The sequence below is a fragment of the Desulfobacula sp. genome, assembly GCF_030145145.1.
Classification (GTDB): domain Bacteria; phylum Desulfobacterota; class Desulfobacteria; order Desulfobacterales; family Desulfobacteraceae; genus Desulfobacula.
The window spans coordinates 66482-91914 of the sequence record NZ_JAQYWD010000019.1; the positions used below are offsets into that span (position 1 = coordinate 66482).

Genomic DNA, 25433 nt, shown 5'->3' on the forward strand with positions numbered 1-25433 from the left:
TAATTTTTTATCCGTTTATTTATCGTAGTCCCATAATCTTTATTTTGACAGGGCTTGGATATATCGTCAATAAAGGCATCATCCTGTTTTGATTTTTATATGAAAAAGCATAATAATGCAAAAAAAAGTCATAAGGCGGGTGTTAATTTGTTTGCGTGTATTGATGGTATCAACGGAGATGCACAACGTTGATGCATGATAGCCATCACCGGTTCGGTGAGGCGTAAGAAGACGCACACACATATTGATTAACCCTGAAAAAACTGTCATTAAAGGAGTGGAAAATTAATTCTGGGGAGGGATGAAAATGAGCATTGCACCGGGGAAAACCATTGTGGGATTTATCGGATTGGGTGTCATGGGCCAAAGCATGGCCAACCATATTTTAACTGCCGGATATGCGCTGCATGTTTATACCCGTACACCGCATACGGCTGAAAAAATTCTTTCAAAAGGGGCTGTCTGGGAAGAGAGCGTGAGTATGCTGAGTCAACACTGTGATGTGATCATTACCATTGTGGGATTTCCCGCGGATGTTGAAACGATTTATTTGGATGAAACGGGTATCTTAAACCATGCAAAGAAAGGGACGATCATTATTGATATGACCACTTCCAGCCCGGATCTGGCCGTTAAGATCTATGAAGAAGCAAAGTTGTCAGGGGTTGAATCCCTTGATGCACCCGTATCAGGGGGAGATCTGGGGGCTCAGAATGCCCGGCTTGCCATTATGGTGGGCGGGGATGAAAAGACCTTTGATGCCGTTCTCCCGTTGTTCCAGGTGATGGGTGATAATATTGTGTTCCAGGGAAAGCCAGGATCGGGTCAGCATACCAAAATGGCGAACCAGATTGCCATTGCAGCCGGAATGGTTGCCGTCTGTGAGTCCATTGCCTATGCCGGAAAAGCAGGGCTTGACCCTCAAACCGTTCTCAAGAGCATCGGAACCGGGGCTGCAGGATCATGGTCATTAAATAATCTTGGCCCCCGAATGATTGCCGGTAATGATGACCCCGGGTTTTATATCAAGCACTTTATAAAGGATATGGTGATTGCCCGATCATCTGCTGGCCGCTGGGGACTTAAAACCCCGGGGCTTGATCTGGCCCTGTCCCTGTATCAAAAAATGGCGGAAATGGGGCATGACAATAAGGGGACCCAGGCATTGATTAAACTGTTTGAATAAGTCCTGTGGAGATTTTAGCTGAATACAGTTATTGGGGTCTGTTTCTGGCCTCATTTCTTGCCGCAACCGTTCTCCCTTTTAGTTCTGAAGTGGTTTTGGGGATTTTGTTGCGCCATGATTTCAGTCCCTCTGCCATGGTTTTTATTGCCACCTCGGGTAATGTACTGGGCTCGGTTGTCAATTATGGTCTGGGGATTTTGGGCACTCGGATGGTTTTTCATAAATTTTTCAGACGATCCGGCCGGGAAACGGGCAGGGCTGGACGTCGATTCAAAAAATACGGGGTTTTCAGTCTTTTGTTTGCATGGGTTCCGGTGATTGGGGATCCATTGACCGTTGCCGCCGGCATCCTGAAAGTAAATTTTATCGTATTTCTGCTGCTGGTGAGCATTGGAAAATTTTTAAGGTATGTCTTTGTCTGCTGGGCGGTGCTGTCGATGTGATATCAAAAGATTTTTTCAAGCCTTCATGACGGAATGATTTTTCATACTTTCCTTGACAACAAGCAACCTCCTATCCTAAGAAAAGACCGGCTGTAAAAAAGATCAAAGGTCTGTAATGATAAAGGGGGTTGAATTTTGAAAATAAAAAAGGGGAGGAAGTTAATGGCGGATGAAACACCAAGCACGGAATATCAGTCCAAAACAGTTGGTAAAGGTTATTTTTGCAGAGAAGGAGAGGAAAAATGAGCGACGTCCATTCAACCGAGTATAAATTCCAACTAAAAGACGGCCTGCTCGGAGCGCAGATGCTTTTTGTGGCCTTTGGCGCCCTGGTTCTGGTACCGATCCTGACGGGCATAGATTCCAACGTGGCCCTTTTTACGGCTGGCGTTGGTACCTTGATCTTTCAGCTCATTACCAAGGGGAAGGTGCCTGTTTTCCTTGCGTCTTCTTTTGCTTTTCTGCCACCGTTATTCGCAGCTCAGCAGGGACAATTTACCTATCCGGGCATCATGTGCGGTCTAGCCGCTGCGGGCCTTTTCTATATTGTCCTTAGCCTGCTGGTTCGTTTTTTTGGGGCGGGTTTCCTGCACCGCCTGCTGCCTCCCATTGTCACTGGCCCGGTGATCATGCTTATTGGTCTGATCCTGGCCCCTGTGGCCGTTCATATGGCAATGGGCCGTGCCGGGGATGGTTCCATCTGGCTGGAACCCCAGGCGCCGGCCATGATCATTGCCGGAGTGGCACTGGCCACCACCGTGCTGGTCTCGTTGCTTGGCAAAAATTGGTTAAAACTTATTCCCATTTTGTGCGGTATTGCAGCGGGTTATGCCACCGCTTTGCTGCTCGATATCACAGGTCTTACTGCCGCCATGCATGCGTCCTTCATGGCCACCGCCGTGGAAGGTAAGATCCAGGGTGTGGCTTCAGCACCCTGGATGGACACGGTATTGATTAGCTTCGGAGGGTTGGCTGACCGCCCATGGCTGGCCATGCCCAACTTCACTTTCCCAACCTGGGATTTTAATGCCATCCTTTTTGTGGTACCCATCGCCATTGCCCCTGCCATTGAACATTTCGGTGATGTATTGGCCATCGGCTCCATTACCGGCAAGGATTATGTCAAGGATCCCGGTATTCAGAACACCATGCTGGGTGACGGTATTGCCACTTCCCTGGCCAGTATGGTCGGTGGACCCCCAAACACAACCTATTCAGAGGTTTCCGGAGCAGTGGCGCTTACCCGTGCCTTCAACCCGGCCATTATGACGTGGGCAGCCATTACCGCCATCCTGCTGGCATTTGTCGGCAAGCTTGGCGGATTGCTTGCCACGATTCCGGTACCAGTCATGGGCGGCATCATGCTGCTGCTCTTTGGGGCCATTACAGTGATTGGTCTGGGCACGCTGGTGCGGTCCCAGGTAGATCTCATGGAGTCTCGCAACATGATCATTGTGGCCATCATTATGGTCACCGGTCTGGGTGGCATGGTCTTGAATGTTGGTGTCACCGATCTCAAGGGGATCGGCCTGGGCGCCATCATAGGCGTTATCCTGAACCTTGTGCTTCCCGGTAAAGACAAAAAAGAAGTCTCTTAAGGTACACTTAATTTCATAAGACCGCATGTGGCTTCCAGACTTTTCTGGAAGTCACATGGTTTTGGGGGTTTTCCTGAAAATTGCCGTCGGTTGGGATAAAGCGGGAATGGGGGTTTTTGTTTTCATTGCTTTGTTTTTAATGAATGGGTTTATTTTGTGCCAAAAATTTTATCACCAGCATCCCCTAAGCCTGGCAGTATATAGCCGATATCATTAAGGCAGTCATCAACGCTGGCCACATAAATATCCACATCCGGGTGTAATTTTTCTACCTGGGCAATCCCTTCCGGGGCCGCCACCAGAAAAAGTCCTCTGATGGTTTTGCACCCCGCTTTTTTCAAGAGTTCAATCGTGGCAATCAGGGTCCCCCCGGTGGCCAGCATTGGGTCAAGAATCAGGGCAATCCTTTCTTCCATGGCACTGGCGGTTTTGACATAATACTGCACGGGCTTTAAGGTTTCTTCATTCCTGTAAAATCCAACCACACTGACTTTGGCAGAGGGGATCAGGTCAAAGACACCATCCATCATGCCGAGCCCTGCTCTTAAAATGGGAACAATGGTAATCTTTTTACCTTTTATTTTTTCAACTTCAACTTTTCCAGCCCATCCCTGGATCACCTCTTTTTCGGTTACAAGGTCTTTTGTTGCCTCATAGGTTAGCAGTCTGGCCACTTCAGATGAAAGGTCTCTAAAGTCTTTGGTGCTGATGTCCTTTTGACGCATTAATCCTAATTTATGTTTTATCAGAGGATGATCTTCTACAAATACGGTCATGGTGGTGCCTCCTTTGTCTAACGTGTTTCACTGGATAAAAATATCCTTTAGAAACTATTAAAAACACGGAAGTGAGTCAAGCAAATAAGTCTTTGGGGCAGTCTTGTGTTGAAAAATTATTTTTTTTGTGCACAATAGGACCGATGATACCCGCCTTCTACATATCAGTTGCCGTGACCCTTCCTGTAATGAAGACCTATACTTACAGGGTTCCAGATCATCTGCAGGCGGTTTGTTCACCGGGAATGCGGGTGCTGGTTCCCTTTGGAAGAAGACGGGTCACCGGATATATTTTAGAAAGACAGGACAGCTGTGACGGGTTTGAGGCCAAGAAGATCCTGGATGTTTTAGATGATCACCCCTTGTTTCCCGAATCAGAGATATCGTTTTTTAAATGGATTTCAGATTATTATATCCACCCGCTGGGAGATGTGATTAAAACGGCATTGCCTTCCGGTTTTGACCGCCATGATGTGTCTTGTGTGTTTGTTACACAACAGGGTCAGGATCGCCTGCATGACAGCGGGGTGACCCCGGGGGAGAAACAGGTGCTTGAATTTGTTTTGCAGCGGGAGTCCTGTACCCTGAAACAATTGAAGAAAAGCAGCAAGAACATCTCCCTTAATGCCCTGGTCCGTAAGATGGAAAAACAGGGGTTGATAATGGTTTCCGCTGTATTAAAAAAAGACGGGGCAATGATCAAAAAAGAGAAGTTTATCCTCCCGGGCCGGGGCGTTAAAACCCCTGTTCGCATGTCTAAAAAACGGGAAAAATTGCTTGCGTTGGTGAAAGAAAAAAAAGAAATTTCCTTGACCGGGTTAAAGGTGCATATCCCCACGGCACCGGCGTTAATAAAACCGCTGGCAGATGCCGGATATCTTAAAATCATTCTTCGTCAGGTGTTCCGGGACCCGCTGGGTGATCCTGTGGAGCCGGATACCCCTCCAGCACTCACCCCGGAACAAGAATGCGCGGTCAAACAGGTAGAAACGAAATCCGGCCCGGGATTTTATGCCTATCTTTTGTCCGGTATTACCGGTTCAGGCAAAACAGAAGTGTATATGCGGCTGGTCTGGGATGTGATAAAAAAAGGAAAAAATGCCATTGTACTGGTGCCGGAAATTTCCCTGATTTCCCAGACGGAAAGGCGGTTCAGGGCACGGTTTGGAGAGAGGATTGCCGTGATCCATTCGTCTTTAACCCAGGGAGAGCTGCTGGACCAGTGGCGGAAGATCGCTTTAAAAACCGTGAACATTGTCATCGGCGCCAGATCTGCTGTTTTTTCACCCTTTGAAAATATCGGGGTGATTATTGTGGACGAGGAGCATGACGCTTCCTACAAGCAGGAGACTGGTTTAAGGTATAATGCAAGAGACCTGGCCGTTGTCCGGGGAAAACTCGAAGCCTGCCCTGTGATTTTAGGATCTGCCACCCCGTCTTTACAATCCTATCAGAATGTGGTGGTGAAGCGGTTCGAAGAACTCAAACTGAAAACTCGTATCAACCGGTATCCATTGCCGGAGATTACCCTTGTGGACCTGAAAAAATATAAGGATGGTAAAGGGGAGGATCGGATCATCACGCCGGAACTTAGAAAAGCGATCCGAATCTGCCTGGATACCGGAAACCAGGCATTGATTTTTTTGAACCGGCGGGGATTTGCAACTTTTCCGGTTTGCCTGGACTGTGGGAAAGGTCTTGCCTGTCAATATTGTGATGTCACCATGACCTTTCATAAAGGATACAATGAATATCGATGTCATCTGTGTGGGTATAGCCGGCCCCTTAATATTAAATGCCCTTCGTGCGGGTCAAAAAAAATAAAACCATTGGGATTTGGCACTGAAAAAGTAGAATCCATGATGAAAGTTCTGTTCCCGGATGCAAGACTTGCCAGGATGGACCAGGATTCCACCGCCAAAAAAGGGGCCACCCTTAAAATACTTAAAAATATCAGAAATCGGAACGTTGATATTATTGTGGGAACCCAGATGCTGGCCAAAGGCCATGACTTTCCTTCCATTACCCTGGTGGGGGTGATTTGTGCGGATCTTTCGTTGAGCCTGCCGGATTTCAGGGCCGGCGAACGAACCTTTCAACTGCTTGCTCAGGTGGCCGGTCGTGCCGGAAGGGGGGATACCCCGGGACGGGTGATCATGCAGACCTATAATCCCGAGCATTTCATTATTGAAGCCGCAAGAAAGCAGGATTTTCTTGAATTTTTTCACAACGAGGCCCCTTTTAGAAAAGCATTGATGTATCCGCCGTTCTCCCGGATGATTCAATTGAAAATGTCCGGCACCGACGTTGCTAAAGTAAAAGCCTATGCCGCCAGTGTTGCCGAGGTGCTCAATGCATTGCTGGACACCCAGGACTATCAACGGTCGCTGGTTCAGATTCTGGGACCCATTGAGGCGAGTATTCAAAAAATATCTTCACGGTTCAGATGGCAGATCCTTGTGAAAAGTCCGTCTTCCGCCTTGATTAACCACTTGATAAAAGCCATGATGGATCATCCCAAGGCAGCGCCCAAGTCCGGGATCCGGTTGATTGTGGATGTTGACCCCTATTCTTTGATGTAGTCCCGGCCCCAAAGGGTTCAAGATTTTTTCCCGGTCCGGACAAAGGAGGTGAACCCCTTCTTGATCTATAAATAAAGTTTGTTAAAAAATAGATACGGTCCTAAATTGTCATAATGTTCATTTGAGGTGAACTCAGCACTCAGATATTTGCCTTTTTTTGCTGTGACAATGACGTCTTTTTTGACAATGGACTGTTTGGCATCGTCCAGAACAAATTCAACAAAGAGTTTGAATCCCGGCAGTATATTCTGTTGGATGTTGGTTTTGATGATAAGGCCTTTACTGTTCAGTCGTTTGATGATCACTTTTCCACTGCAATTTTTAGGGCCTTTTGATGTAAAGGTACCCAGCAGCAGGGTGTTTTGTGTTGACACGCTTTTTTTTTCAAGGATGACCCCATAGGTATTTCCGCACCGACATTTAACTTTTACGTTAACCTTTTTTTTCTTTATGTTGTACTCTGAAATTTGTATGATTTTTCCCTGATGGCACTTTGGACAGGCAAACCTGGCTGTATCAAGGCTGTCGATTAACGCTTGCTGTTCCATTTTCTGCTCCTGTTTTCGATTTTATCACGGGGTTAAGGGTTCTCGTTGAATAATCATTAATTCATTTTTTATGCCAACTATATTAAAATATATTTGATCATACTGAATTTATAGGATATATTGATGGTAAAGTGAAATCCATAGCCACGCTTAAAAGAAGGATTGGTTTTATTTCATATGAGGTGTTTTTATTTAGTTAAATTAATCGTATTTAATCACTCAAAAAAGGTATTTTAATGAATCAACCCAATCTCGACCTTTTTAAGGAACTTAACCCGGAGATGTTGCAGAAAAAATTTCTAAACTCTTTGTTAAAAATCCAGAACGTCCAAAGGGGGTCCATATGGATTAAGAAAAAAGATACATACCAGTGTGTTGAGGCTGCCGGTGCTGAGAGTGATCAAATTAAGGGTGTCTCTTTGAATATCCGGCAACCCAGTATCGTTGGGTGGGTGATTGAGAACAAAAAAATGACCGTGGCCGAAACAAAAAGTGACCGTCGCCATTACAAGGAAGTGGAAGATCAATTCGCCATTAAAAGCAGTTTGATTTTGTGTTTCCCTCTTTTTTTCCGGGATAAAAAGGTGTATGGCGCTGTGCAGATTATTGATACCACCCAGGAAAAAAACAGGCTTAATCTGGATAAAGGGTATCTGGAGCAGCTTCAGAATCTGGTGGACATCTGCTCCATCGCCCTGAGCAACGCTATTTTATATGCCATGGAAAGGAAAAAGATCCTGAACCTCAGGACTGCACTGAAAGATGCCGGAAATCAGAGTCCGATCATTGGCCAGAGCGACAGCTTTCAAACCTGTATGGACCTTGTCAAAAGTTATGCTGGTACGGAATTTCATGTGCTGATCACCGGGGAGAGCGGTACGGGAAAAGAATTGGTCGCTGAAAAAATTCATACGTCAAGTCCTCGAAGGGATAAGCCTTTCCTGGTCCAGAATTGCAGTGCCATTCCAGAGACACTGTTGGAAAGTGAATTGTTTGGATATAAAAAAGGGGCCTTTACAGGGGCTTCCCAGGACAAAATGGGGCTTTTTGAGGCAGCAGACGGCGGAACTGTTTTTCTGGATGAGATCGGGGATATGCCCTTGAGTCTTCAGGCAGGCCTGCTCCGGGTGCTGCAGAAAAATGAGATCAAACCCCTGGGCTCAACAAGCGTGCGGCATATTGACATCAGAATTGTTGCCGCGACCAACCGAGCGATCAAACAGATGATTGCTGAAAACAGTTTTCGACAGGATTTGTTTTATCGGTTGTCCGTACTGCCGGTTCATCTGCCGCCACTCCGGGAAAGACGGGAGGACATTCCTTTGCTGATCCGGCATTTTCTGGAAAAGGAATCTTTAAAAGCCGGACTCATTGAAAAGACAATTTCATCCGAGGCCCTTCAGTTACTGGTGTCCTATTCCTGGCCCGGAAACATAAGAGAACTTGAAAACCTTGTCCGCTATCTTATGGTAACAACAGAGGAGGACGCTATTGGGGCTGTGAATATTCCCGGGCATATCAAAAATCAGGCGGCATTCCTATCTCCAGGTGAAGATTCAAAAAAGTCATTCCATGAGGATGCCAATGCATTGATGAATAATCTGAGCCGCATGACCTGGCCTCAATTGGAAAAAGAATATGTCCTGTCGCTGTTGGAAAAAAACAATTGGAACATTACCTGGGCGGCCAGGGCCTCGGGCATCAACCGGTCCACCTTTGCCTCCCGAATGAGAAAACTTAAACTCCAGCGCAACCGCTCTTCTTAACGGCAAGGGTAACCCATTCATCCATATGGTCTTCATGGATGACAAACAGGTGGTTTGCTTCAAGTGCTGCCAGGACATCTTTTTGACGCTCCTGAATAATTCCTGAAAGGATCGCTGTGGTGTCTTGTGTCATTCTCAAGGATATGTCCGGCAGGATGTCAACGATGACCTGGGCAATAATATTGGCAGCAATAAAATGGTAGTGCCCCGGGGCTGTTTTATCCAGGGTAGTGCACATCAGATCATACGTTTCCGGGTCGATATCATTTTTGGCAAGGTTTTGCCGGGCCACCCGTATGGCAATCTCGTCGGTATCAATCCCCACAAGGTGTGCGGCTCCCAGTTTGGCAGCTGCAATCATTAAAATTCCTGATCCGGTTCCAATATCCAGAACGGTTGAACCGTCTACCAGAAATTTTTCCATGAGCCTTATGCACATGGCCGTTGATGGATGGGTCCCCGTGCCGAATGCCATGCCGGGGTCAAGGTGGATAACCATCTCATCCTCCCGTGGTGTATGGCTTTTCCATTCGGGTTTTATGGTGATCCTGTCGGTAATCGGTGTCACTTCAAAATAGGTCTTCCACGCGTCAGCCCAGTCCCGTTCATCAACGATTTCGGTTTTGATATCAACAGTGATTTTTAAGGCTGCCAGTTTTGAGGTCTTTTCTATTATTTTTTCAAGGATGATGTCAGACGAATCCATCAAGGGAAGAAAGCCGGTAATTGAATTGATTTCCGGCGTGGGCAGCGTATTTATACCAAACCCTTCATCCGGCTCATCCAAGGGGATATCACACACCACGCCTTTGAGATTAAAGGAAAAGAAAATGTCACAGATCAGTTCTTCTGCTAACATTACATTTTCAGTGTCAAATTGAACCATGACTTTTTTGAATTTCATAGGGGTTAACTCTTTCTTGTGTTTTAAATAAAAAAAGATTATTTTTCATTCATTAAAAATTGTCAAATTTAATTTTTCAAGATGCGCATTCATGGCAAAAAAAAGGGTTAAAAACAATAAAAAATGATCAATCCGTATACCAATCTTTATATTTACTATTTTGACGGCGTTCCAACAATTGATGCAACGGTTCAGTGCAATACGTCCTTTCTTGGAACATGGGTGGACGAACAGATCGCTTTTCTTTTTTTTTCTGTTCTTTCGGATGATGTTGTTGACACGATTCTTCAAAAGAACAAGGGTATTGCCCTGATTGACAAATATGAAATGACCGGGGAACAATGGCATGGTGATAAGATTGAACCTTATTATGTGAAGGATCTGTGTATTTATCCGCCATGGATGGATTGCCTGGAAACTGATGCGGCCATTAAGAAAATCATGCTTGATCCGGGTGTGGTGTTTGGCACCGGCAGACACCAGACAACGGAAGACTGCCTTTACCTTATCCATCGATTGTGTACAAAGCATACCATACGCTCTGTACTGGATATTGGTACGGGAACCGGGCTTTTATCCCTGGGTGCTGCCGCATTGAACTGCAAGAGAGTCATGGCCTGTGATTTTAATGGCCTGGCGGTTAAAACAACCTTGAACAATATCCGGCTCAATAAATTTGAAGACCGGATACTTGCTTTCCAGGCAAAGGGAGAGGAGATTATGGCCATTCCCTGCGATCTGCTGGTGGCCAATATCCATTATGACGTGATGCGGGTCATGATTGAAAGTCCGTATCTCCTGGAGAAAAAATGGTTTATCCTATCCGGGCTTTTAAATTCCGAAGCCAAAAAAGTGCTGGCATCATTGTCTGCAAAAAATGTCCACATTGTTGAACGGCGATGCCCGGACGGTATCTGGAATACCATCCTCGGAAAACCATATCCATAACTTAAAAACCCCCTGCAGGACACGTTTTCGTTCATCATATCCGCCCCTGCTGCTTTCGACGGGAGAATTTGAGGGGTCGCACCGGGGCGGTTGCAATAATAAAAAATCCCTGAACAGCTGCTCGTCCAGGGATTTTATTTTTCAAGTCATTGGGATGACTATTTTTCTAAAAGCAAATAAAACGGTTAACTAAACCACGGTTACATTTGCTGCGGAAGGCCCTTTTTGTCCTTCTTCGATATCGAATGTGACACGGTCCCCTTCATTAAGGGATTTAAATCCTGTTGAATTGATGCCTGAGTGATGTACGAATACATCTTTTCCGCCGTCTTCTTGTTCGATAAATCCAAAACCTTTTGAGTCGTTAAACCATTTTACTGTACCATTGGCCATATTGGCAATCTCCTGTAATAAAAAATAAAAAATACCAGTTTCTAATTTTGGAGGGTAACCACATTTTTAACTATTGGGATATCCGCCTTTAAAGAGGAAACTTTTTGCGCATCATCTATATCAACGCAACGCTTATAATAATATTAGGAATGTTAATAAAAGTCAAACACTAAATGTGTTTTTTATTCTTCCCCCCGTTCTTCTAAAACGTCTTTAAGAACGGTCAAGGCGGTATTTGCAGCCGGCACACCACCGTAAATACTGGTTTGAAAAATTACTTCCGCAATTTCTTCTTTTGTGCATCCCACGTTCAGGGCCGCATGGGTATGGAGTTTGAGTTCCTCGGGTTTTGCAAGCACAGTTAACGCAGCCACGGTAACCAGCTGCCGGGTCTGATGAGGGATTTTTTCCCGGGAGTACATCTGGCCTGTAATGTAGAGGGACATGTCTTTTGCAAGGCCCTTATCAAAATGCCGCCACAGGTTGTAGGGCTTGTCCTCTTCTTTAACAGTTGAAAAATATAGTTTTGCGGTTTCACCTGTTTTTTTTGCGATTTCTTTTGGGTCCACCTTGTTCTCCTTAAAAAATACCGGGAACATCACCCCATAAGGCGATAAGGAATTGCTGTTCCCGGTGATCTCTTGATTATCTATTGGCTTTTCTGATACCCAGCTGATCCAGAGCAATGATCCATTTGCAGATATTTGCTGATCCTTCAACCATGGAATAGGTTGGCGCATCCCTGTAGTATCGGGCCACCGGATATTCTGTGGAATATCCGTAAGCACCCAGGATTCTCATGGCATAGTTGGATGCTTTGGTTGCCACTTCACCGGCAAGATATTTTGCCATGGCAACATCAAGGCCATTGTTCAGCTTGCCATCATCTTTAGCGCAGGCTGCCTTGTAAACAATCAAACGGGCCGCTTCGATCTCAGCTGCCATCTGGGCGATCATATCCTGATTCATCTGGAATTCACCGATTTTTTTGCCAAATTGTTTTCTGGTATTGCAATATTTGGTGGCCTCATCCAGGCAGGCCTGGGCAAGACCCACGCCACCGGCGGCAGCAGACAACCGGGTCTGGTTCAGGGAGGAGAAGACAATCTTTGCGCCGTCTCCGGGTTTGCCCAGAATATTTCCCTTGGGAACCTTTACATTATCCAGAAACACCTCTCCTGTGGGGGAGGAATGGGAACCCAGTTTGTCCAGTCCAGAGGTTTTGATACCGGCAAAGTTTTTAGGTTCAATAACAAAGGCGGAAAGTCCTTTTGATCCGGCTGCCTTGTCTGTGTAAGCATAGCAGATCAGAACGTCTGCGACATTGGCATTGGAAATCCAGGTTTTAGATCCGTTCAGGAGCCAGTGATCTCCTTTATCTTCAGCCGTTGAGGCCATGGCCATAACATCAGATCCCGCGTCAGACTCTGTAATGCCGAATCCACCGATATATTCTGCGGTACACAGTTTTTCCACATATTTTTTTCTAAGTTCTTCTGTACCGTACCTGAAAATGGTATAGGCACATCCCAACACCTGCATGTTGACCTGGACCCTTAATGCAGAAGAGACCTTTGCAAGCTCTTCTGTCACGATCATGGCAGCCATAAACCCCATGTCTTCTCCACCATATTCTTCTGGGATGACGGTTCCGAAAAACCCCAGTTCGCCAAGGGGTCTCATGACCTCATCAACGGGAAGATAGTGTTTTTCATCCCATTCCTCTGCGTTCGGTTCGATCTGTTTTTTTGCAAAATTTCTGATTTCTTTTTGAAGCATTTGAAGTTCTTTTGATAATTTAAAATCCATTGTTCCTCCTAAATAATTAAAATTTTCCAGTGCCCAATCCCATCTCGGTTGAAAAAGATTTTGCAGCACGGGTCAGTATGTTAATACAATTCGAAAGATGATCCTCCTGTTTGAATCTGATTTCAGGTATGGCAAGACTCAGGCCTGCGAGGATCTGCCCTTTAAAATCAAAAACAGGGGCACTCAATGACCCCAGACCCGGTGTTCTTTCCCCCAGGCTGATGGCATATCCCTGTTTTTTTATTTTGTTAAATTCTTTAAATAACTTGTCCTTGTCAATGATGGTCTTCTCTGTGAGGGGTTTGATCCGGGTGGTTTTAAAATAATTGTTTCTAAATTCCTCGGTGGAATAGGCCAGCAGGCATTTTGCAGACGCCCCGGCATAGAGGGGAGACTGGGTTCCGGCGGTCATGCCGGCCTTCAATACTTTGTGGGATTCAATGGTATCGATACAGATACGAAGGTGCCCTTCGATGATGTTCAGGTGCACGGTTTCCAGGGATGCGGCAGCTACTTCTTCCATGAATCTTCGGCCAATGCGGGCAAGATTGTTTGAGCTGTTCAGGTTTTCAAGAAACTTGTAAAAGATGTTACCAATGAAATATTGTCGCGTTTTAACGTCCTGCCGAATAAATTCATAGGATTTGAGAACCTGCAGAATTCTCTGCACTGTTGCAGGACTGAACTTCAGCTCTGTGCTCAACTCCCGGATGCCCCAGGACGGTTTGATGTCCTGGAACTTGAGCATGATTTCCAGTGCTTTTTCAATGGAGGTTAGTTTTTTTGTTTCCTGGATCATATACCATTGCCTTAATTGTTCTATATATCAAAACATTGTTCCGTACTGTGGTTGTAGCATAAACTAAAATTTGATACACTTGTCAAGAAAAAAGTCAAAATATAGCTAAAAAATAGCTTGACAAAGAAGGGGAATTATTTAATCTTTAGCCGATATTAAAATGCGGTTTTGTTTTATGACATTATAGAACGGAAAGAGCCTTCCTGAGCTGATTAGGTGTGGCGGACAAGTCAAATGAAAAAAGCGTTGTACAAAGAAGAAAATGAACAATTTTATATCCTGCAGAGAGCGTAAACAACAATGCTCTCTGCAGATACAAAATTTGGTATTCAAGGTGGTGAGGCTTATTCAATGACCATAAGCACTTGTTTAGTGGCGACTTTGTCGTCTACTTTTACATTGACTTTTGATACCGTGCCGGCTGATGTTGTAATAATAGGAACTTCCATTTTCATTGCTTCAAGGATGATCAGTTCCTGTCCCTCAACAACAGCGTCGCCTTCTTTTACCTGCACCTTCCAGACGTTTCCGGGCATTGGGGCTAAGATTTCAGTACTCATTTTTTTCTCCTTAGTTCGTGTGATATTTTTTCTATCCTTGTCAGAAAAAAACTTTTTCATAAACAAGATAATTGGGGTCTATACTTAAAGAAATGTTTAAAGTCAAGGGGGAGGTGTTCCAACAAGGCGGAATATCAGGTTCAAATTTTACGATAAGCGATTGACTCTCCCTTAAGGGGAGTATTGATTTGAAAATAATAATTAATTGCAGCAGGAGTACAGAATGAGACAATATTTTGAAAAAATGACGGAATTTGGTGTAGAACTTAATAAAGGGCAATTGTTAAGTTCGGAAGAAAATGTGAAAAATGTCCGGGAAGTGGAAGCCGGGATCGATGCTGAAATCGAGAAAGTGAAAAATGCCGGGCTGCCCACTGAAAAAATTAATGCAAGGGGTGTAATGACAGTCTGGCAACGGCTTGAATACTTGGTAGATCCAGGTACGTGGACCCCTCTTCATACGATTTTCAACCCTGAAAATAATGTTGAAGGCACCACCAATGTCATTGACGGCCTGGCAAAAATATCCGGCAAATGGTGTGTTGTGGCTGGATTTGATAATAAAGTCATGGCCGGTGCCTGGCTTCCGGGTCAGCCTGAAAATATTTTAAGGGTCACTGATCTTTCAAAACGATTGAATATTCCCCTGGTCTGGTTGGTAAACTGTAGCGGTGTAAAGTTGACTGAGCAGGAAAAATTTTATGCCAACAGAAGGGGAAGCGGTACTACCTTTTACCGTCATGCAGAACTTGAGCAGGAAGGAATCCCCATCCTGGCCGGTATTTATGGTACGAACCCGGCCGGTGGCGGATACCAGGGCGTCAGCCCCACCATTCTGTTTGCTCATAAGGATTGCAATATGGCCGTGGGGGGTGGTGGGATCTTAAGCGGCATGTCTCCCAAAGGTTTTTTTGACCTGGAAGGTGCGGAGCAGCTGATTTCTTCAGCACAGCAATTCACGGAAAAACCGCCGGGGTCCGTCGAGGTTCATCATGACGTAACTGGGTTTTTCAGGTATGTGTATGAAGAAGAAAAAGGGGTTCTTGACGGGATCAAAGAGTATATGAAAGATATGCCGGCTTACAACCCTAAATTTTTCAGGGTGGCGGAACCCAAAGCGCCCAGGTTCCCCATAGAAGATCTCTACCGTCTCATTCCCCATAACCAGAAGCAGATTTATAATCTTAGAGAAATCATTGCCCGCTTGGTTGATGGCAGTGAACACATGGAATATAAAGCGGAATATGGGCCGGAAATTTATACCGGGCTTGTGAAAATGGATGGATTCCTTGTGGGCATGATCGGTAACAATCAGGGCTGGCTGGGAGAAGATTATCCTGAGTATGCGGATTACGGCGGCATCGGGGGCAAGCTCTATCGCCAGGGCCTGATCAAAATGAACGAATTTATTACGTTTTGCGGCCGTGACAGAATCCCTGTGATCTGGTTCCAGGATACTTCCGGTATTGACGTAGGAGATATCGCTGAAAAAGCAGAGCTCCTGGGTCTTGGACAGTCCTTGATCTACTCAATCCAGCAGACCGACGTGCCCATGACCTTGATTACCTTGAGAAAAGGCACTGCAGCAGCCCATTATGTCATGGGGGGGCCCACAGCCAACCGCCATAATGCCTTTACCTTAGGGATAGCGACAACTGAAATTTATGTTATGCACGGTGAAACAGCAGCCGCCGCAAGTTATTCCAGAAGACTTGTGAAAGAGAAAGCCGCAGGCCGTCCCCTGGAGCCCATTATCGATAAAATGAATCAACAGGCCAAAGAATACTATGATAACTCAAGACCGGCCTATTGTGCAAAACATGGTATGGTGGATGAAGTGGTGAAAATGAGTGCGTTGCGTGATTATCTGAAAGCCTTTGCCGGGGCTTGTTATCAGAATCCAAAATCCATTTGTCCCCAGCATCATATGATTACCCCCAGAGTTATCAGAGGATAAAATCAAACTCAATACTTTAGTTAGGAGGTCGATATGGCAGACCCTAAATTTTTAAAAATTGAAAAAGATGATCAGGTTGTCAGGATTATCCTGGATAGACCCAAACACAATGTCCTGGACATTCCCATGATGAGTGAACTCAATGCAGCGCTGGAAACCATTGCTGCCGATGATGCGCTCAAATGCGTCGTGATCACGGGTGAAGGAAGAAGTTTTTGCGCAGGCGTTGAAGTGGGTGACCATAAACCGGATAATGTGGATAGTATGGTTTCCACATTCAACCGAATTTTTGAACTGATCAACATGATCGATATCCCCATTATTGCGGCGGTAAATGGCGCATGTCTGGGCGGCGGTATGGAACTGGCCATTGCCTGTGATATCGTTATCGCCTCGGAAAAAGCCGTCTTTGGACAACCGGAAATTAAACTGGGATTTTTCCCGCCTTATGCTGCTTTAAGGCTTCCCGAGCTTGTGGGGGTTGCCAAGGCCATTGAAATTGTTACCACGGGTCAGAATTACACGGCCCAGCAATCCAAAGATCTTGGATTTGTAACCCAGGTGGCTTCAGTGGAAGGCTTCCAGGAGGCGATTGACAATACTGTTAAACAGATCGTTATGGCAAGCCCCTTGATTATCCGGCTCAATAAACGGGCGGTAAAACGACATATCGGAACCAGTTTTTCCCAGGGCGTGGATCTGGTCAGTAATTATTTTCTTAAAACCTTGATGAAAACAGAAGATACCCTTGAAGGTATCGCCTCTTTCGAGGAAAGAAGAAAAGCGACCTGGAAAAATAAATAAAAAAATCACTCCGATTCCCCGGGGCAAGGGTTAATCAGCCTCCTTGCCCTGGGGTTTTTCTCCTCTCATTAACTCAACTTTCGGAGTTAGCCATTTTTACATGGGGTCAGGCTTTCTTTATGGCATTTTTTACCCTTCTGGATATGAAATAGTGATAAAAAGTACAATAAAAAAAGCCTGACCCCGTCGATTAAAGCTAAAGTTCGAAAGTTGAGTCATTAAAAAGTTCTAAAGGAGCGGTCATGGCAGAAAAACCGGCGTTATTGATCATTGATATGGTCGAAGACTATTTTGTGGAAGAAAATCATTATCCCATCACCCCTCTGGCCAGAAAGATTATTCCCCCGATCAATATCCTGATAAAGGCGTTTCGGCAAAAAGGTTTTCCCGTTATTTTTTCCACCGATGCCTTTAATGAAACCGATTTTATCTTTAAAGGCAAAATGCACCCCCATGCCATCAAGGGGTCCAAAGGAGCCGAAGTCGTTGCTGATCTTGACATGGCACCGGAAGATCTCTGGCTTCCCAAACCCAGATTCTCAGCCTTTTTTGATACGGGTCTTGAAACGATTCTCAGAGATCAGCAGGTTACATTATGTGCCGTTGCCGGGATTGCCACTAATTTCTGTGTTTTGACCACTGTCATGGATGCCCTGTGTCATGATTTCAAGGCTGTTATTTTAGAGGACTGTTCGGCCGCTTTTTCCGAACAGATGCATGCCCAATGTCTGGACACCTATAGAAAAAATCCCTTGTATCCCCTGTTCCGGGTCATGACGTCCGATGCATTTATATCGGAAGTCTAGATTAACGTGTTTCAAATCGAACAACGGTATTGAGGGTGCGCAAGATCAATTTGATACAACTTAAAGGTTGATCTGAGCCATGGTGCCGGACCTGACAATTCAAACGTATCTCCTTTTGTTTCTAACCGGGCTTTGTTCCGGTTTTGTGGATTCCATTGCCGGTGGCGGTGGGTTGATTGCCCTGCCCATATTGTTTTCCGTGGGGCTGCCACCGGAGATCGCCCTGGGCACCAACAAACTCCAGGGCAGTTTCGGTACACTCGCGGCCTCGTATAATTACATTAAAAAAGGGGTTGTGAAATTCGATGAAAGCCTCATCGGTATCCTGTTCACCCTCATTGGGGCCATGCTCGGTGCTTTGACGATCCAGTGGATGGCAGCCGGCGTTATTGCAGAACTGGTTCCTGTTCTTTTGTTCCTGGTTTTTATCTATACCCTTTTTTCAAAAAACTTGGGATATGGGTTCGGCCACCCCAGGATGCCCCGCCATCTATTTTATGTCGTGTTCGGCCTCGGTCTTGGCTTTTATGACGGGTTCTTTGGTCCGGGTACCGGATCATTTTGGACAGCTGCGTTGTTGATCCTTCTGGGATTGAACATGAAAAAGGCTTCGGGTATTACAAGAATTATGAATTTCACCAGCAACATCGTGGCATTGACGGTATTTATCATCGGCGGCAATGTCCTCTATTCTGCGGGTTTCTGCATGGCGGTCGGTCAGGTCATCGGTGCCCGGGCCGGCTCAAGTCTTGCTATAAAAAAAGGGGTTGGATTCATCCGCCCCATTTTTTTGACAGTGGTCTTCCTGACCATTGTAAGGCTGGTATATCTTACCTATTTCCGGTGACTTCTATAAGAAAAAAAATGCCGGCTAAATGGTTTTTCGGCTTTGCCGGTTAGAAAAACTTCAACAGCAAACACCTTAAGTCGAATGGGGACTGCGGTGTCATTTGCCTTGACCGGACGGTGACGATTTTTTCAACCAGAAAAAATATAGGATCAATAATACAAAGAGCCAGACAATAAAGGTAATGGGAAACCAGGAAAAGGTGTCCATAAAAACGGTATTTTCCAAATTTCCTGAATCAATGCCCTGTTTTTTCATTTTTAAAAGAAGGGCATAAAGAATGCCTAAGACACCATAGGAAATATTGTAGGCCAGGCCTTTAAAACTAAGGACCGTGGCTCTCTGGTCTGAAGCGGTGATCCGGTTGATATAGAAGCTGACAAAAAACCCTGTGAAATGCATGGCGCTAAAAGTGATCAAGGCCGGTATTAATCCGGCATAGGGCCAGAAAAAACTCATGGTGCCAAGACCCGTGACGGTTAAAAAAGCGGTGATCCAGAGGGCAGCGGATGGGGAGCGGGTTTCTGCTATTTTTTTTGCTATTTTGGGAATCACAAGTCCCAGCATGGCCACAAAAGACCCAATGATACCGAACGTGGATTCCGGCAGTTCAATCATCCTGTAGTACTGGCTGGAAAGGGTAATGACCATCCGGATGAGGCCGTCAAACAGCATTCCAAAAAGAATAACCGACAAGGCAAAGGGGGTTTTGAAAATCCAGACAGCCGCCTTGATGGTTAAGCCAAAAGCCTGCCGGGCCTGTTTTGTTTCAAGATCGGATGGAGATCCAGTCTCCGGATCTTTCATTTTTAACGTGGTGATACAGGTAAATATGGCCAGGATAAATGTCAAGTATAAGGGGAACCGCATGGTGGTTTCCTGGGAAAGGGTTATGGTGACACCGAAAAACCGGCCCAGAGTTTCAAGCAGATGCGGGTCGTAAACCGCGGCCCCGATGCTCATGGCAACAATAAACCCCAGGGACTGGAATCGCATTAAGACTTCCAGTACCCGGCCCCATTGATCAGATTTGCCTTCTGCTGTAAGGGAATCATAGGCAATGGCCTCATCTGCTCCGCTGGCAGCCGCTTCTGCCAGGCCGCTTAAAACACGATTGACCAGGAAAACAAAGAAAATAACACTGGGTTCGGTTTTGGGGACAAAACTGATGATGCCGACTTCAACGCACATGGTGAGCGAGGCAAAGACCAGCAAGCGCTTTCTTCCGATAATGTCCGCCAGGGCCCCCGAGGGGACTTCGGCAAAGACTATGGTGGCTGCCCATACGGCATTGAGGATGGAAAACTGGGCCACGGTAAGGCCGAAATCAAGGAAGAGGATGGTGAACACCGGATAGTAGAACCGTGAATTGAAAAGTACTTTAAACGCTATAAACAACCGGATGTTGGGAATGGAAAAAGGGGTGGGCGTATTTGATGCTGTATTCAATTTGAGTTACCTTTCCATTGTTATGGTGATCTAGTGGGAATGGGCCGGTTTTCCGGCCTGATTCATATGGGACACCCGATTGTAAACAATGAGTGTGGTAAGGATCACAGCCGAAATCAGCTGGACAGCATAGGGAATGATTTCCGACGCCTGACCGACGACGACACTTGCCTGTACACCGGATATGGCATATATCCAGTCCACAAAAAATCCCATGGCAAGGGAACAGAGGCAAATCATGGACAGATAGATGACAAGTGCCCGGGTATTGAATATGTTTTTGACAATGGCTATGGTGGCGGCATTGGTTGCAGGACCGGCCAGTAAAAAGACCAGTGCCGCACCAGGATTCAGGCCCTTGAGGATCAAGGCGGCTGCAATGGGTGTGGAGGAGGTGGCACACACATACATGGGAATCCCGGCCACCAGCATCATCAACATGGATAAAAACTGGTGATTATTGGCCCAGACCGTCAGGTCATCCGGGAAAAAAAAAGTGATGCCACCGGCAATAAAAATGCCGATGATAAATGGTTTGGCAATATCGGTCAACAATTCTCCATAGGCATATTTGAGACCCTTTATCAGCCGTTCTGGAAGTGTTTCGGTTTTTTGGGGTGCAACTGCACATATGTTGGTTGCGCATCCTCAGCCACCAGGAACCTTGGGGTCATATGTTTTGTCGGGTGTATCATCGGTTCCCAGATAGTTTTGGACAATCCCGGTGGAAATAGCGGTAATAAATCCGGCAACCGGTCGGATGACCGTCATGATCGGGTCCAGCATGGCCCAGGAGATGGCAATGGAGTCCACACCGGACTCGGGAGTCGCGATCATAAAGGAAAGGGCGGCCCCGTTATTGGCTCCCTGCTTTTTAAGGCCTGCGGCAACCGGGACAACCCCACAGGAGCATAAGGGGATGGGAACCCCAAAAAGGGCAGACAATATAACAGGTTTGACTTTGCCGGTTCCCAGATATTTTTTTATTTTATCTGCCTTAAAAAAGACATAGAGAATGCCGGCGATAAAAAAACCAAACAACATATAGATGGCAACATCCAAGTAAATATGCCAGGACTCCACGAGTATCTCATATAGTATGTCCATCATCCAGGGATCCTTAATTTTAATGGGTTATTCAACTTTCGGCGGTGGCCATTTCTATATGGGGTCAGGCGTTCCTTATGGTATTTCTTACCCGCCTGGTTATGAAACAGTGATAAACAGCACCACAAAAAAAGCCGACCCCGTCGATTAAAGCTAACGTCCAAAAGTTGAGTGGGTTACATGGTTAAGACTCATATTGATCAACGACGCAACATGGTCATCATCAAGAGAGTAGTAAATGACTTTGCCTTGTCTGCGGGTTTTTACAATTTTTAATGTTCTCAATATCCGCAGTTGGTGAGAGATGGCCGAATCTGTCTGGTTACAAATAACGGCAATGTCACAGACGCAGTGTTCCTGGGTTAAGAGGGCCAGAACAATTTTCAGCCGGGACGGATCGCTTAACGCTTTAAAGATATCCGCCATCTGTTCAATTGCTTTAGGCTGGGGAATCTTTTCCATTGTTTCTTTTACCGTTGCTTGGTTAATACATTTTTCAGCACATATATCCATTATACACCTATTCATATGAACAATTGTTCGTATATTAACGCAATTCGTATATGATGTCAATACGTGATGTGATTTTTAAGATTGTCCAATCCAAAAAACTGATTTAAAACAGACAGGAGATGGTGATGGGTTACAGTTAAAAAAAAGGAAGAAAATATGGAATATGATACGTTAATCAGTAATGGCCTGCTGCTGACCATGGAAGAAGGGCTACCGGTCATTGAGGCGGGTGCCGTATTGATAAAGGATGGCATCATTGAAGCCTGCGGCCGGACAACAGAATTTTCCAGGGTCAATGTGAAAACCCGTATTCCTGCAGACCGGAAAATTATCCTGCCCGGGTTGATCAATTGTCATACCCACCTTCCCATGTCCATGTTCCGGGGATTGGCCGATGATCTGCCCCTGGATGTCTGGCTCAATGATCATATTTTCCCGGCAGAGGCCAAACATATCAATCCTGAATCTGTTGAAAAATGGAGTCGGCATTCCTGTATGGAGATGCTGCTTTCCGGAACCACAACCTGCTGTGACGGATATTTTTATGAAGCAAGTGTGGCAAAGGCGGTCATGGCATCCGGCATCCGGGTGGTAACGGGCCAGGGGGTAATTGATTTCCCCGCACCCGGGGTTCCGGACCCCCGCCAGAATATACAAACAGCCATTGACTTTGTTGAGCAGTTTAAGGATGTATCACCGCGACTGTACCCCTCCATATTCTGTCATTCTCCTTATACCTGTTCAAAAGAAACCCTTGTGGCAGCAAAACAGTCAGCCCATTCCCTGGGGGTCCTTTTCCAGATCCATGCGGCGGAAACAAAAAATGAAAAAAAGATGGTGCAAGGGATCGGTAAAATGTCAATTGTCGAATATCTCGAATCCATCGGTATCCTGGACGAAAAGACGTTGCTGGTCCATTCTGTCTGGATTGATGATCAGGACATTGATAGGATCAAAAAAAATAATGCTGCTGTGGCGCATTGTCCTGAATCCAACATGAAGCTGGCATCCGGGATCGCACCGATACCACGGTTGATTGAAAAGGGTGTATCGGTGGGATTGGGAACCGACGGGTGTGCGTCCAATAATGATCATGACCTTTTTGCCGAAATGGACACGGCTGCCAAGCTGCACAAGGTGGCGTTGCTTGATCCGTGTGTCATGGATGCGAGAACAACCCTTAAGACGGCCACTATCCAGGGTGCCAAAGCCATTGGACTGGGGCATGTTACCGGTTCTCTGGAAAAGGGGAAAAGGGCGGACTTGATATTGGTTGACAGGGATAAGCCCCATATGATCCCCATGTATGATCCCTATTCAAGTCTTGTCTATTCTGCAAAAGCCTCTGATGTCAGCCTTGTTATGGTGGATGGAATAGTATTGGTTCGCCAGGGAATCGTCCTGTAAAAAAAGCGCAGCCTGTTCTGTCAGGGTCAGGAACAGAACAGGCTGCTGGATAATGCTTGCCAAGGAGATGGGGATTTGTTGTTAGATTAACAATTTCCTGTCATTATCCATGAGGGTGATATTTCAGTGGTCATGTTTTTTTGTTTTCACAATCTTTTTGATTCCTGTCATGTCTGTCTCATTTAATTTTTATTCACCGTTGCTCATCACTGGTAAGTATAATTATATTAAAGGTAATTAATTGTCAATATCTTTTTTTAAAAAAATATTTAAACTATAATAATAACCAATAATAACCAATAATAACTTATTTGTGGGTATGACAAACAATTCAGGCACGCTGGAAAAAAGAATTCAGGAATAGGGTTGTCACCTTTTAGATAAAAGTATATTCTTTAACGCTGAACATGTGCATATCAAAAGAGAAGGAGCAATCCATGTTACACCCGCTGTTTATAAATGCCACAAGCCTTTCCGATGCCTGGTTTCAAACCCTGTACAGGTGCGTGGAGCAAGGCAGGCCCTTTACCATCAATCGCGGATCATTTGAAGGGCAGAAAAGACTGGAGTTTGATTTTATCACCCTTCATATCACGCATCCGTCCGCCCTTCCTTTGCTGCCAAAAGTAAATCCGGCACTGGGATTTCCAGATCCAGTGGAAGAAGGGTATCTGGATGATTATCTGCCGTATCTCATGACCGGTGAAGAAAAGCAGGGAGAGTCGTATACCTATGGACAGCGAATCTGTAAATGTGATCTGGAATATCTGCCGGATGATTATAAACATTTCCCAGACATCCTGGTTCGGGAAAAGGACATCTGGGAAGATAAAAATATTTTAATTGAGGAAAATGGCACCTATTTTTTAAACCAGATGGAGTTGATGATCTGGACCTATAAAAACAAGGGGTTTCGGAACAACCAGATGATTCTCCAGGTGGGCCAACCATCTGACATGGTGCTGCTTGATCCCCCTTGTCTTCGACATATTGATACCCGGATTCAGGATGGCAAACTTCACTTTTTCCCTTATTTCAGGTCATGGGATTTGTTTGGCGGATTCCCTGCAAATCTTGCAGCCATTGAAATGATGAAACAATACTGTGCCCAGGCCATCGGGGTTGAAAACGGTGAGATTATCGCATCGTCCAAAGGGCTTCATATTTACGATTATGTGTTTGAAATTGCCGAGGCCATCAGGGGGCGGTCAATGGATGAATTCCGGGAAATCGTTTAACGGCGGGTGGAAAGGAAGAACAGCATGCAGAAAAAATGGCATATCCTGTTTTGTGACGAAATAGAACAGGCCTGCCCGGTGACGGAATTTATCAACCAATGTCCTCCCCGACACCAGGTAAAGGTGTTGAGACTCTTGTCTCTGCTCGAGGAGCAGGGCCCTGTTTTACCCAGGCCCTACGCTGATGTCTTATATGACGGAATCCATGAACTCAGGTTTACCCTGTCCCGGACAAAGGTCCGGGTTCTTTATTTTTTCTGCTATCAGAAATTTATTGTCCTGTACTATGTATTTTTTAAAGCCACCCAAAAGGTTCCTGAAAAGTTCATTAAAAAGGTGATAGACTATAGAACCGATTTCCTGGAAAGAGCGTCCCGAAAAAAATTAGAGGAAAGCTGGCATGCTGTTTTTTAAGCAGATAATGGACGAGAAGCTTGGAAAGAAAGATTTCAGGGATTTTTATGAACAAGAATGCCACATCTGTTCAATTACCCTGCAAGTGATTGCATCTCTTGAACACAAAGACCGATCGCTTTTTGATATTCTGGATACCCTTAATATCTCAAAGACGGCGTATAAAGACCTTAGGGAGGGGGAAAAATGTGATCCTGAACAGGTCAACCGGCTTTGCAGCTACCTTGGCCTGCAGAAGCCGGGACTGTTTAAAGACTGTCCAAACTTAAAATAATCTCTTTTTGTACGGTTTTATATGAAAATGCGACAGCAGAGCCCCCGAAGGGCGACCGGATCGGCCCGTTCGGACCCAAAGGCGATCAGCCCATTTGCCCTGCCGGGCGTTAAGAAGCGCAGGCTGCTTGAGGACACACCTGCCCGCAGTTCCTGCGCTTTAGACCGGTAGGGCAAATGGGCCGCCGACGGTCCGGGGCCGATCCGATCGCCCTTCGGGGTCGGCATAAAACATTTTTCATGATTTGTTGTGCCCGCTAGGGCATGGCCGTTATTGAAACTAGCGGGTAAAGGGGAACAGGGAAA

General features: G+C 45.6%; 25 protein-coding genes. 14 read left to right on the top strand and 11 right to left on the bottom strand.

Annotation, left to right across the window (positions count from 1 at the left end; all coding sequences use genetic code 11):
• The first annotated feature begins 307 nt into the window (after positions 1-307).
• The 3 genes from Q1Q15_RS12375 to Q1Q15_RS12385 all read left to right on the top strand — a co-directional run bounded on the left by Q1Q15_RS12375 (position 308) and on the right by Q1Q15_RS12385 (position 3227).
• Positions 308-1186 carry an NAD(P)-dependent oxidoreductase gene (locus tag Q1Q15_RS12375; RefSeq protein ID WP_300460234.1) on the top strand — a complete coding sequence of 293 codons (879 nt, stop codon included), beginning with the start codon at positions 308-310 and terminating at the stop codon, positions 1184-1186.
• Positions 1187-1191: 5 nt separating this feature from the next.
• On the top strand, positions 1192-1629 hold the full coding sequence (locus Q1Q15_RS12380; RefSeq protein WP_300460235.1) for a YqaA family protein: 438 nt from the start codon (positions 1192-1194) through the stop codon (positions 1627-1629).
• A gap of 242 nt (positions 1630-1871) precedes the next feature.
• The gene (locus Q1Q15_RS12385; RefSeq protein WP_300460236.1) at positions 1872-3227 is read left to right on the top strand and encodes a uracil-xanthine permease family protein; all 1356 of its coding nucleotides are present in this window, start codon (positions 1872-1874) and stop codon (positions 3225-3227) included.
• A gap of 149 nt (positions 3228-3376) precedes the next feature.
• Here Q1Q15_RS12385 and upp read toward each other — a convergent pair whose 3' ends face one another.
• A complete protein-coding gene (upp, locus tag Q1Q15_RS12390; RefSeq protein ID WP_300460238.1) occupies positions 3377-4003 on the bottom strand; it encodes a uracil phosphoribosyltransferase in 627 nt (208 codons plus the stop codon).
• A 143-nt stretch (positions 4004-4146) separates the two neighbouring features.
• On the opposite strand from upp, the gene priA reads away from it, so the two are divergent.
• Positions 4147-6585 carry a primosomal protein N' gene (gene priA, locus Q1Q15_RS12395; protein WP_300460241.1) on the top strand — a complete coding sequence of 813 codons (2439 nt, stop codon included), beginning with the start codon at positions 4147-4149 and terminating at the stop codon, positions 6583-6585.
• A gap of 65 nt (positions 6586-6650) precedes the next feature.
• Here priA and Q1Q15_RS12400 read toward each other — a convergent pair whose 3' ends face one another.
• Entirely contained in the window at positions 6651-7133 is a 483-nt protein-coding gene (locus Q1Q15_RS12400) for a hypothetical protein (RefSeq protein ID WP_300460244.1), read from the bottom strand.
• A gap of 236 nt (positions 7134-7369) precedes the next feature.
• Between Q1Q15_RS12400 and Q1Q15_RS12405 the strand changes: the two genes are divergently transcribed.
• Positions 7370-8899, top strand: a complete 1530-nt coding sequence (locus Q1Q15_RS12405; protein ID WP_300460246.1) for a sigma 54-interacting transcriptional regulator — start codon at positions 7370-7372, stop codon at positions 8897-8899.
• On the opposite strand, the gene prmA is transcribed toward Q1Q15_RS12405, so the two are convergent.
• Positions 8871-9803, bottom strand: coding sequence for a 50S ribosomal protein L11 methyltransferase (gene prmA, locus Q1Q15_RS12410; RefSeq protein WP_300460248.1), 933 nt, complete (start codon positions 9801-9803; stop codon positions 8871-8873). The genes Q1Q15_RS12405 and prmA overlap by 29 nt on opposite strands.
• 123 nt (positions 9804-9926) lie before the next feature.
• On the opposite strand from prmA, the gene Q1Q15_RS12415 reads away from it, so the two are divergent.
• Complete coding sequence (locus Q1Q15_RS12415; RefSeq protein ID WP_300460250.1) at positions 9927-10751, top strand: 50S ribosomal protein L11 methyltransferase; 825 nt, start codon at positions 9927-9929, stop codon at positions 10749-10751.
• Between the two features lie 189 nt (positions 10752-10940).
• Here Q1Q15_RS12415 and Q1Q15_RS12420 read toward each other — a convergent pair whose 3' ends face one another.
• The 5 genes from Q1Q15_RS12420 to Q1Q15_RS12440 all read right to left on the bottom strand — a co-directional run bounded on the left by Q1Q15_RS12420 (position 10941) and on the right by Q1Q15_RS12440 (position 14312).
• A complete protein-coding gene (locus tag Q1Q15_RS12420; protein ID WP_300460253.1) occupies positions 10941-11144 on the bottom strand; it encodes a cold-shock protein in 204 nt (67 codons plus the stop codon).
• Between the two features lie 182 nt (positions 11145-11326).
• Positions 11327-11713 carry a carboxymuconolactone decarboxylase family protein gene (locus Q1Q15_RS12425; protein WP_300460256.1) on the bottom strand — a complete coding sequence of 129 codons (387 nt, stop codon included), beginning with the start codon at positions 11711-11713 and terminating at the stop codon, positions 11327-11329.
• Between the two features lie 76 nt (positions 11714-11789).
• Entirely contained in the window at positions 11790-12953 is a 1164-nt protein-coding gene (gene acd / locus Q1Q15_RS12430; RefSeq protein ID WP_300460259.1) for a glutaryl-CoA dehydrogenase Acd, read from the bottom strand.
• Positions 12954-12969: 16 nt separating this feature from the next.
• Complete coding sequence (locus tag Q1Q15_RS12435) at positions 12970-13752, bottom strand: IclR family transcriptional regulator (RefSeq protein WP_300460262.1); 783 nt, start codon at positions 13750-13752, stop codon at positions 12970-12972.
• Between the two features lie 344 nt (positions 13753-14096).
• Positions 14097-14312 (bottom strand): biotin/lipoyl-containing protein, encoded by a 216-nt coding sequence (locus Q1Q15_RS12440; protein ID WP_300460264.1) that lies wholly within the window; start codon positions 14310-14312, stop codon positions 14097-14099.
• Positions 14313-14535: 223 nt separating this feature from the next.
• Between Q1Q15_RS12440 and Q1Q15_RS12445 the strand changes: the two genes are divergently transcribed.
• The 4 genes from Q1Q15_RS12445 (at position 14536) to Q1Q15_RS12460 (ending at position 18726) form a co-directional block, all read left to right on the top strand.
• Positions 14536-16269, top strand: a complete 1734-nt coding sequence (locus Q1Q15_RS12445) for a carboxyl transferase domain-containing protein (RefSeq protein WP_300460267.1) — start codon at positions 14536-14538, stop codon at positions 16267-16269.
• A gap of 33 nt (positions 16270-16302) precedes the next feature.
• Positions 16303-17073, top strand: coding sequence for an enoyl-CoA hydratase/isomerase family protein (locus Q1Q15_RS12450; protein WP_300460270.1), 771 nt, complete (start codon positions 16303-16305; stop codon positions 17071-17073).
• A 242-nt stretch (positions 17074-17315) separates the two neighbouring features.
• Positions 17316-17879: an isochorismatase family cysteine hydrolase gene (locus Q1Q15_RS12455; protein WP_300460272.1), complete on the top strand. Its 564-nt coding sequence runs from the start codon at positions 17316-17318 to the stop codon at positions 17877-17879.
• A gap of 79 nt (positions 17880-17958) precedes the next feature.
• Positions 17959-18726 carry a TSUP family transporter gene (locus tag Q1Q15_RS12460; protein ID WP_300460275.1) on the top strand — a complete coding sequence of 256 codons (768 nt, stop codon included), beginning with the start codon at positions 17959-17961 and terminating at the stop codon, positions 18724-18726.
• A 99-nt stretch (positions 18727-18825) separates the two neighbouring features.
• Here the strand turns inward: Q1Q15_RS12460 and Q1Q15_RS12465 are convergent, their stop codons facing one another.
• From Q1Q15_RS12465 to Q1Q15_RS12475, 3 genes are all read right to left on the bottom strand, one after another.
• The gene (locus Q1Q15_RS12465; protein WP_300460277.1) at positions 18826-20175 is read right to left on the bottom strand and encodes an MFS transporter; all 1350 of its coding nucleotides are present in this window, start codon (positions 20173-20175) and stop codon (positions 18826-18828) included.
• Positions 20176-20205: 30 nt separating this feature from the next.
• The gene (locus tag Q1Q15_RS12470) at positions 20206-21282 is read right to left on the bottom strand and encodes an SO_0444 family Cu/Zn efflux transporter (protein WP_300460344.1); all 1077 of its coding nucleotides are present in this window, start codon (positions 21280-21282) and stop codon (positions 20206-20208) included.
• 153 nt (positions 21283-21435) lie between these two features.
• Entirely contained in the window at positions 21436-21795 is a 360-nt protein-coding gene (locus Q1Q15_RS12475) for a metalloregulator ArsR/SmtB family transcription factor (protein ID WP_300460279.1), read from the bottom strand.
• 156 nt (positions 21796-21951) lie between these two features.
• Here Q1Q15_RS12475 and Q1Q15_RS12480 point away from each other — a divergent pair, with 156 nt between their 5' ends.
• The 4 genes from Q1Q15_RS12480 (at position 21952) to Q1Q15_RS12495 (ending at position 25128) form a co-directional block, all read left to right on the top strand.
• Positions 21952-23202, top strand: coding sequence for an amidohydrolase (locus tag Q1Q15_RS12480; RefSeq protein ID WP_300460281.1), 1251 nt, complete (start codon positions 21952-21954; stop codon positions 23200-23202).
• A 437-nt stretch (positions 23203-23639) separates the two neighbouring features.
• A complete protein-coding gene (locus tag Q1Q15_RS12485; RefSeq protein ID WP_300460282.1) occupies positions 23640-24440 on the top strand; it encodes a thymidylate synthase in 801 nt (266 codons plus the stop codon).
• A gap of 24 nt (positions 24441-24464) precedes the next feature.
• Positions 24465-24854, top strand: coding sequence for a type II toxin-antitoxin system RelE/ParE family toxin (locus Q1Q15_RS12490; protein ID WP_300460284.1), 390 nt, complete (start codon positions 24465-24467; stop codon positions 24852-24854).
• On the top strand, positions 24841-25128 hold the full coding sequence (locus tag Q1Q15_RS12495; RefSeq protein WP_300460287.1) for a hypothetical protein: 288 nt from the start codon (positions 24841-24843) through the stop codon (positions 25126-25128). Before Q1Q15_RS12490 ends, Q1Q15_RS12495 begins: the two co-directional genes overlap by 14 nt.
• Positions 25129-25433 lie beyond the last annotated feature (305 nt).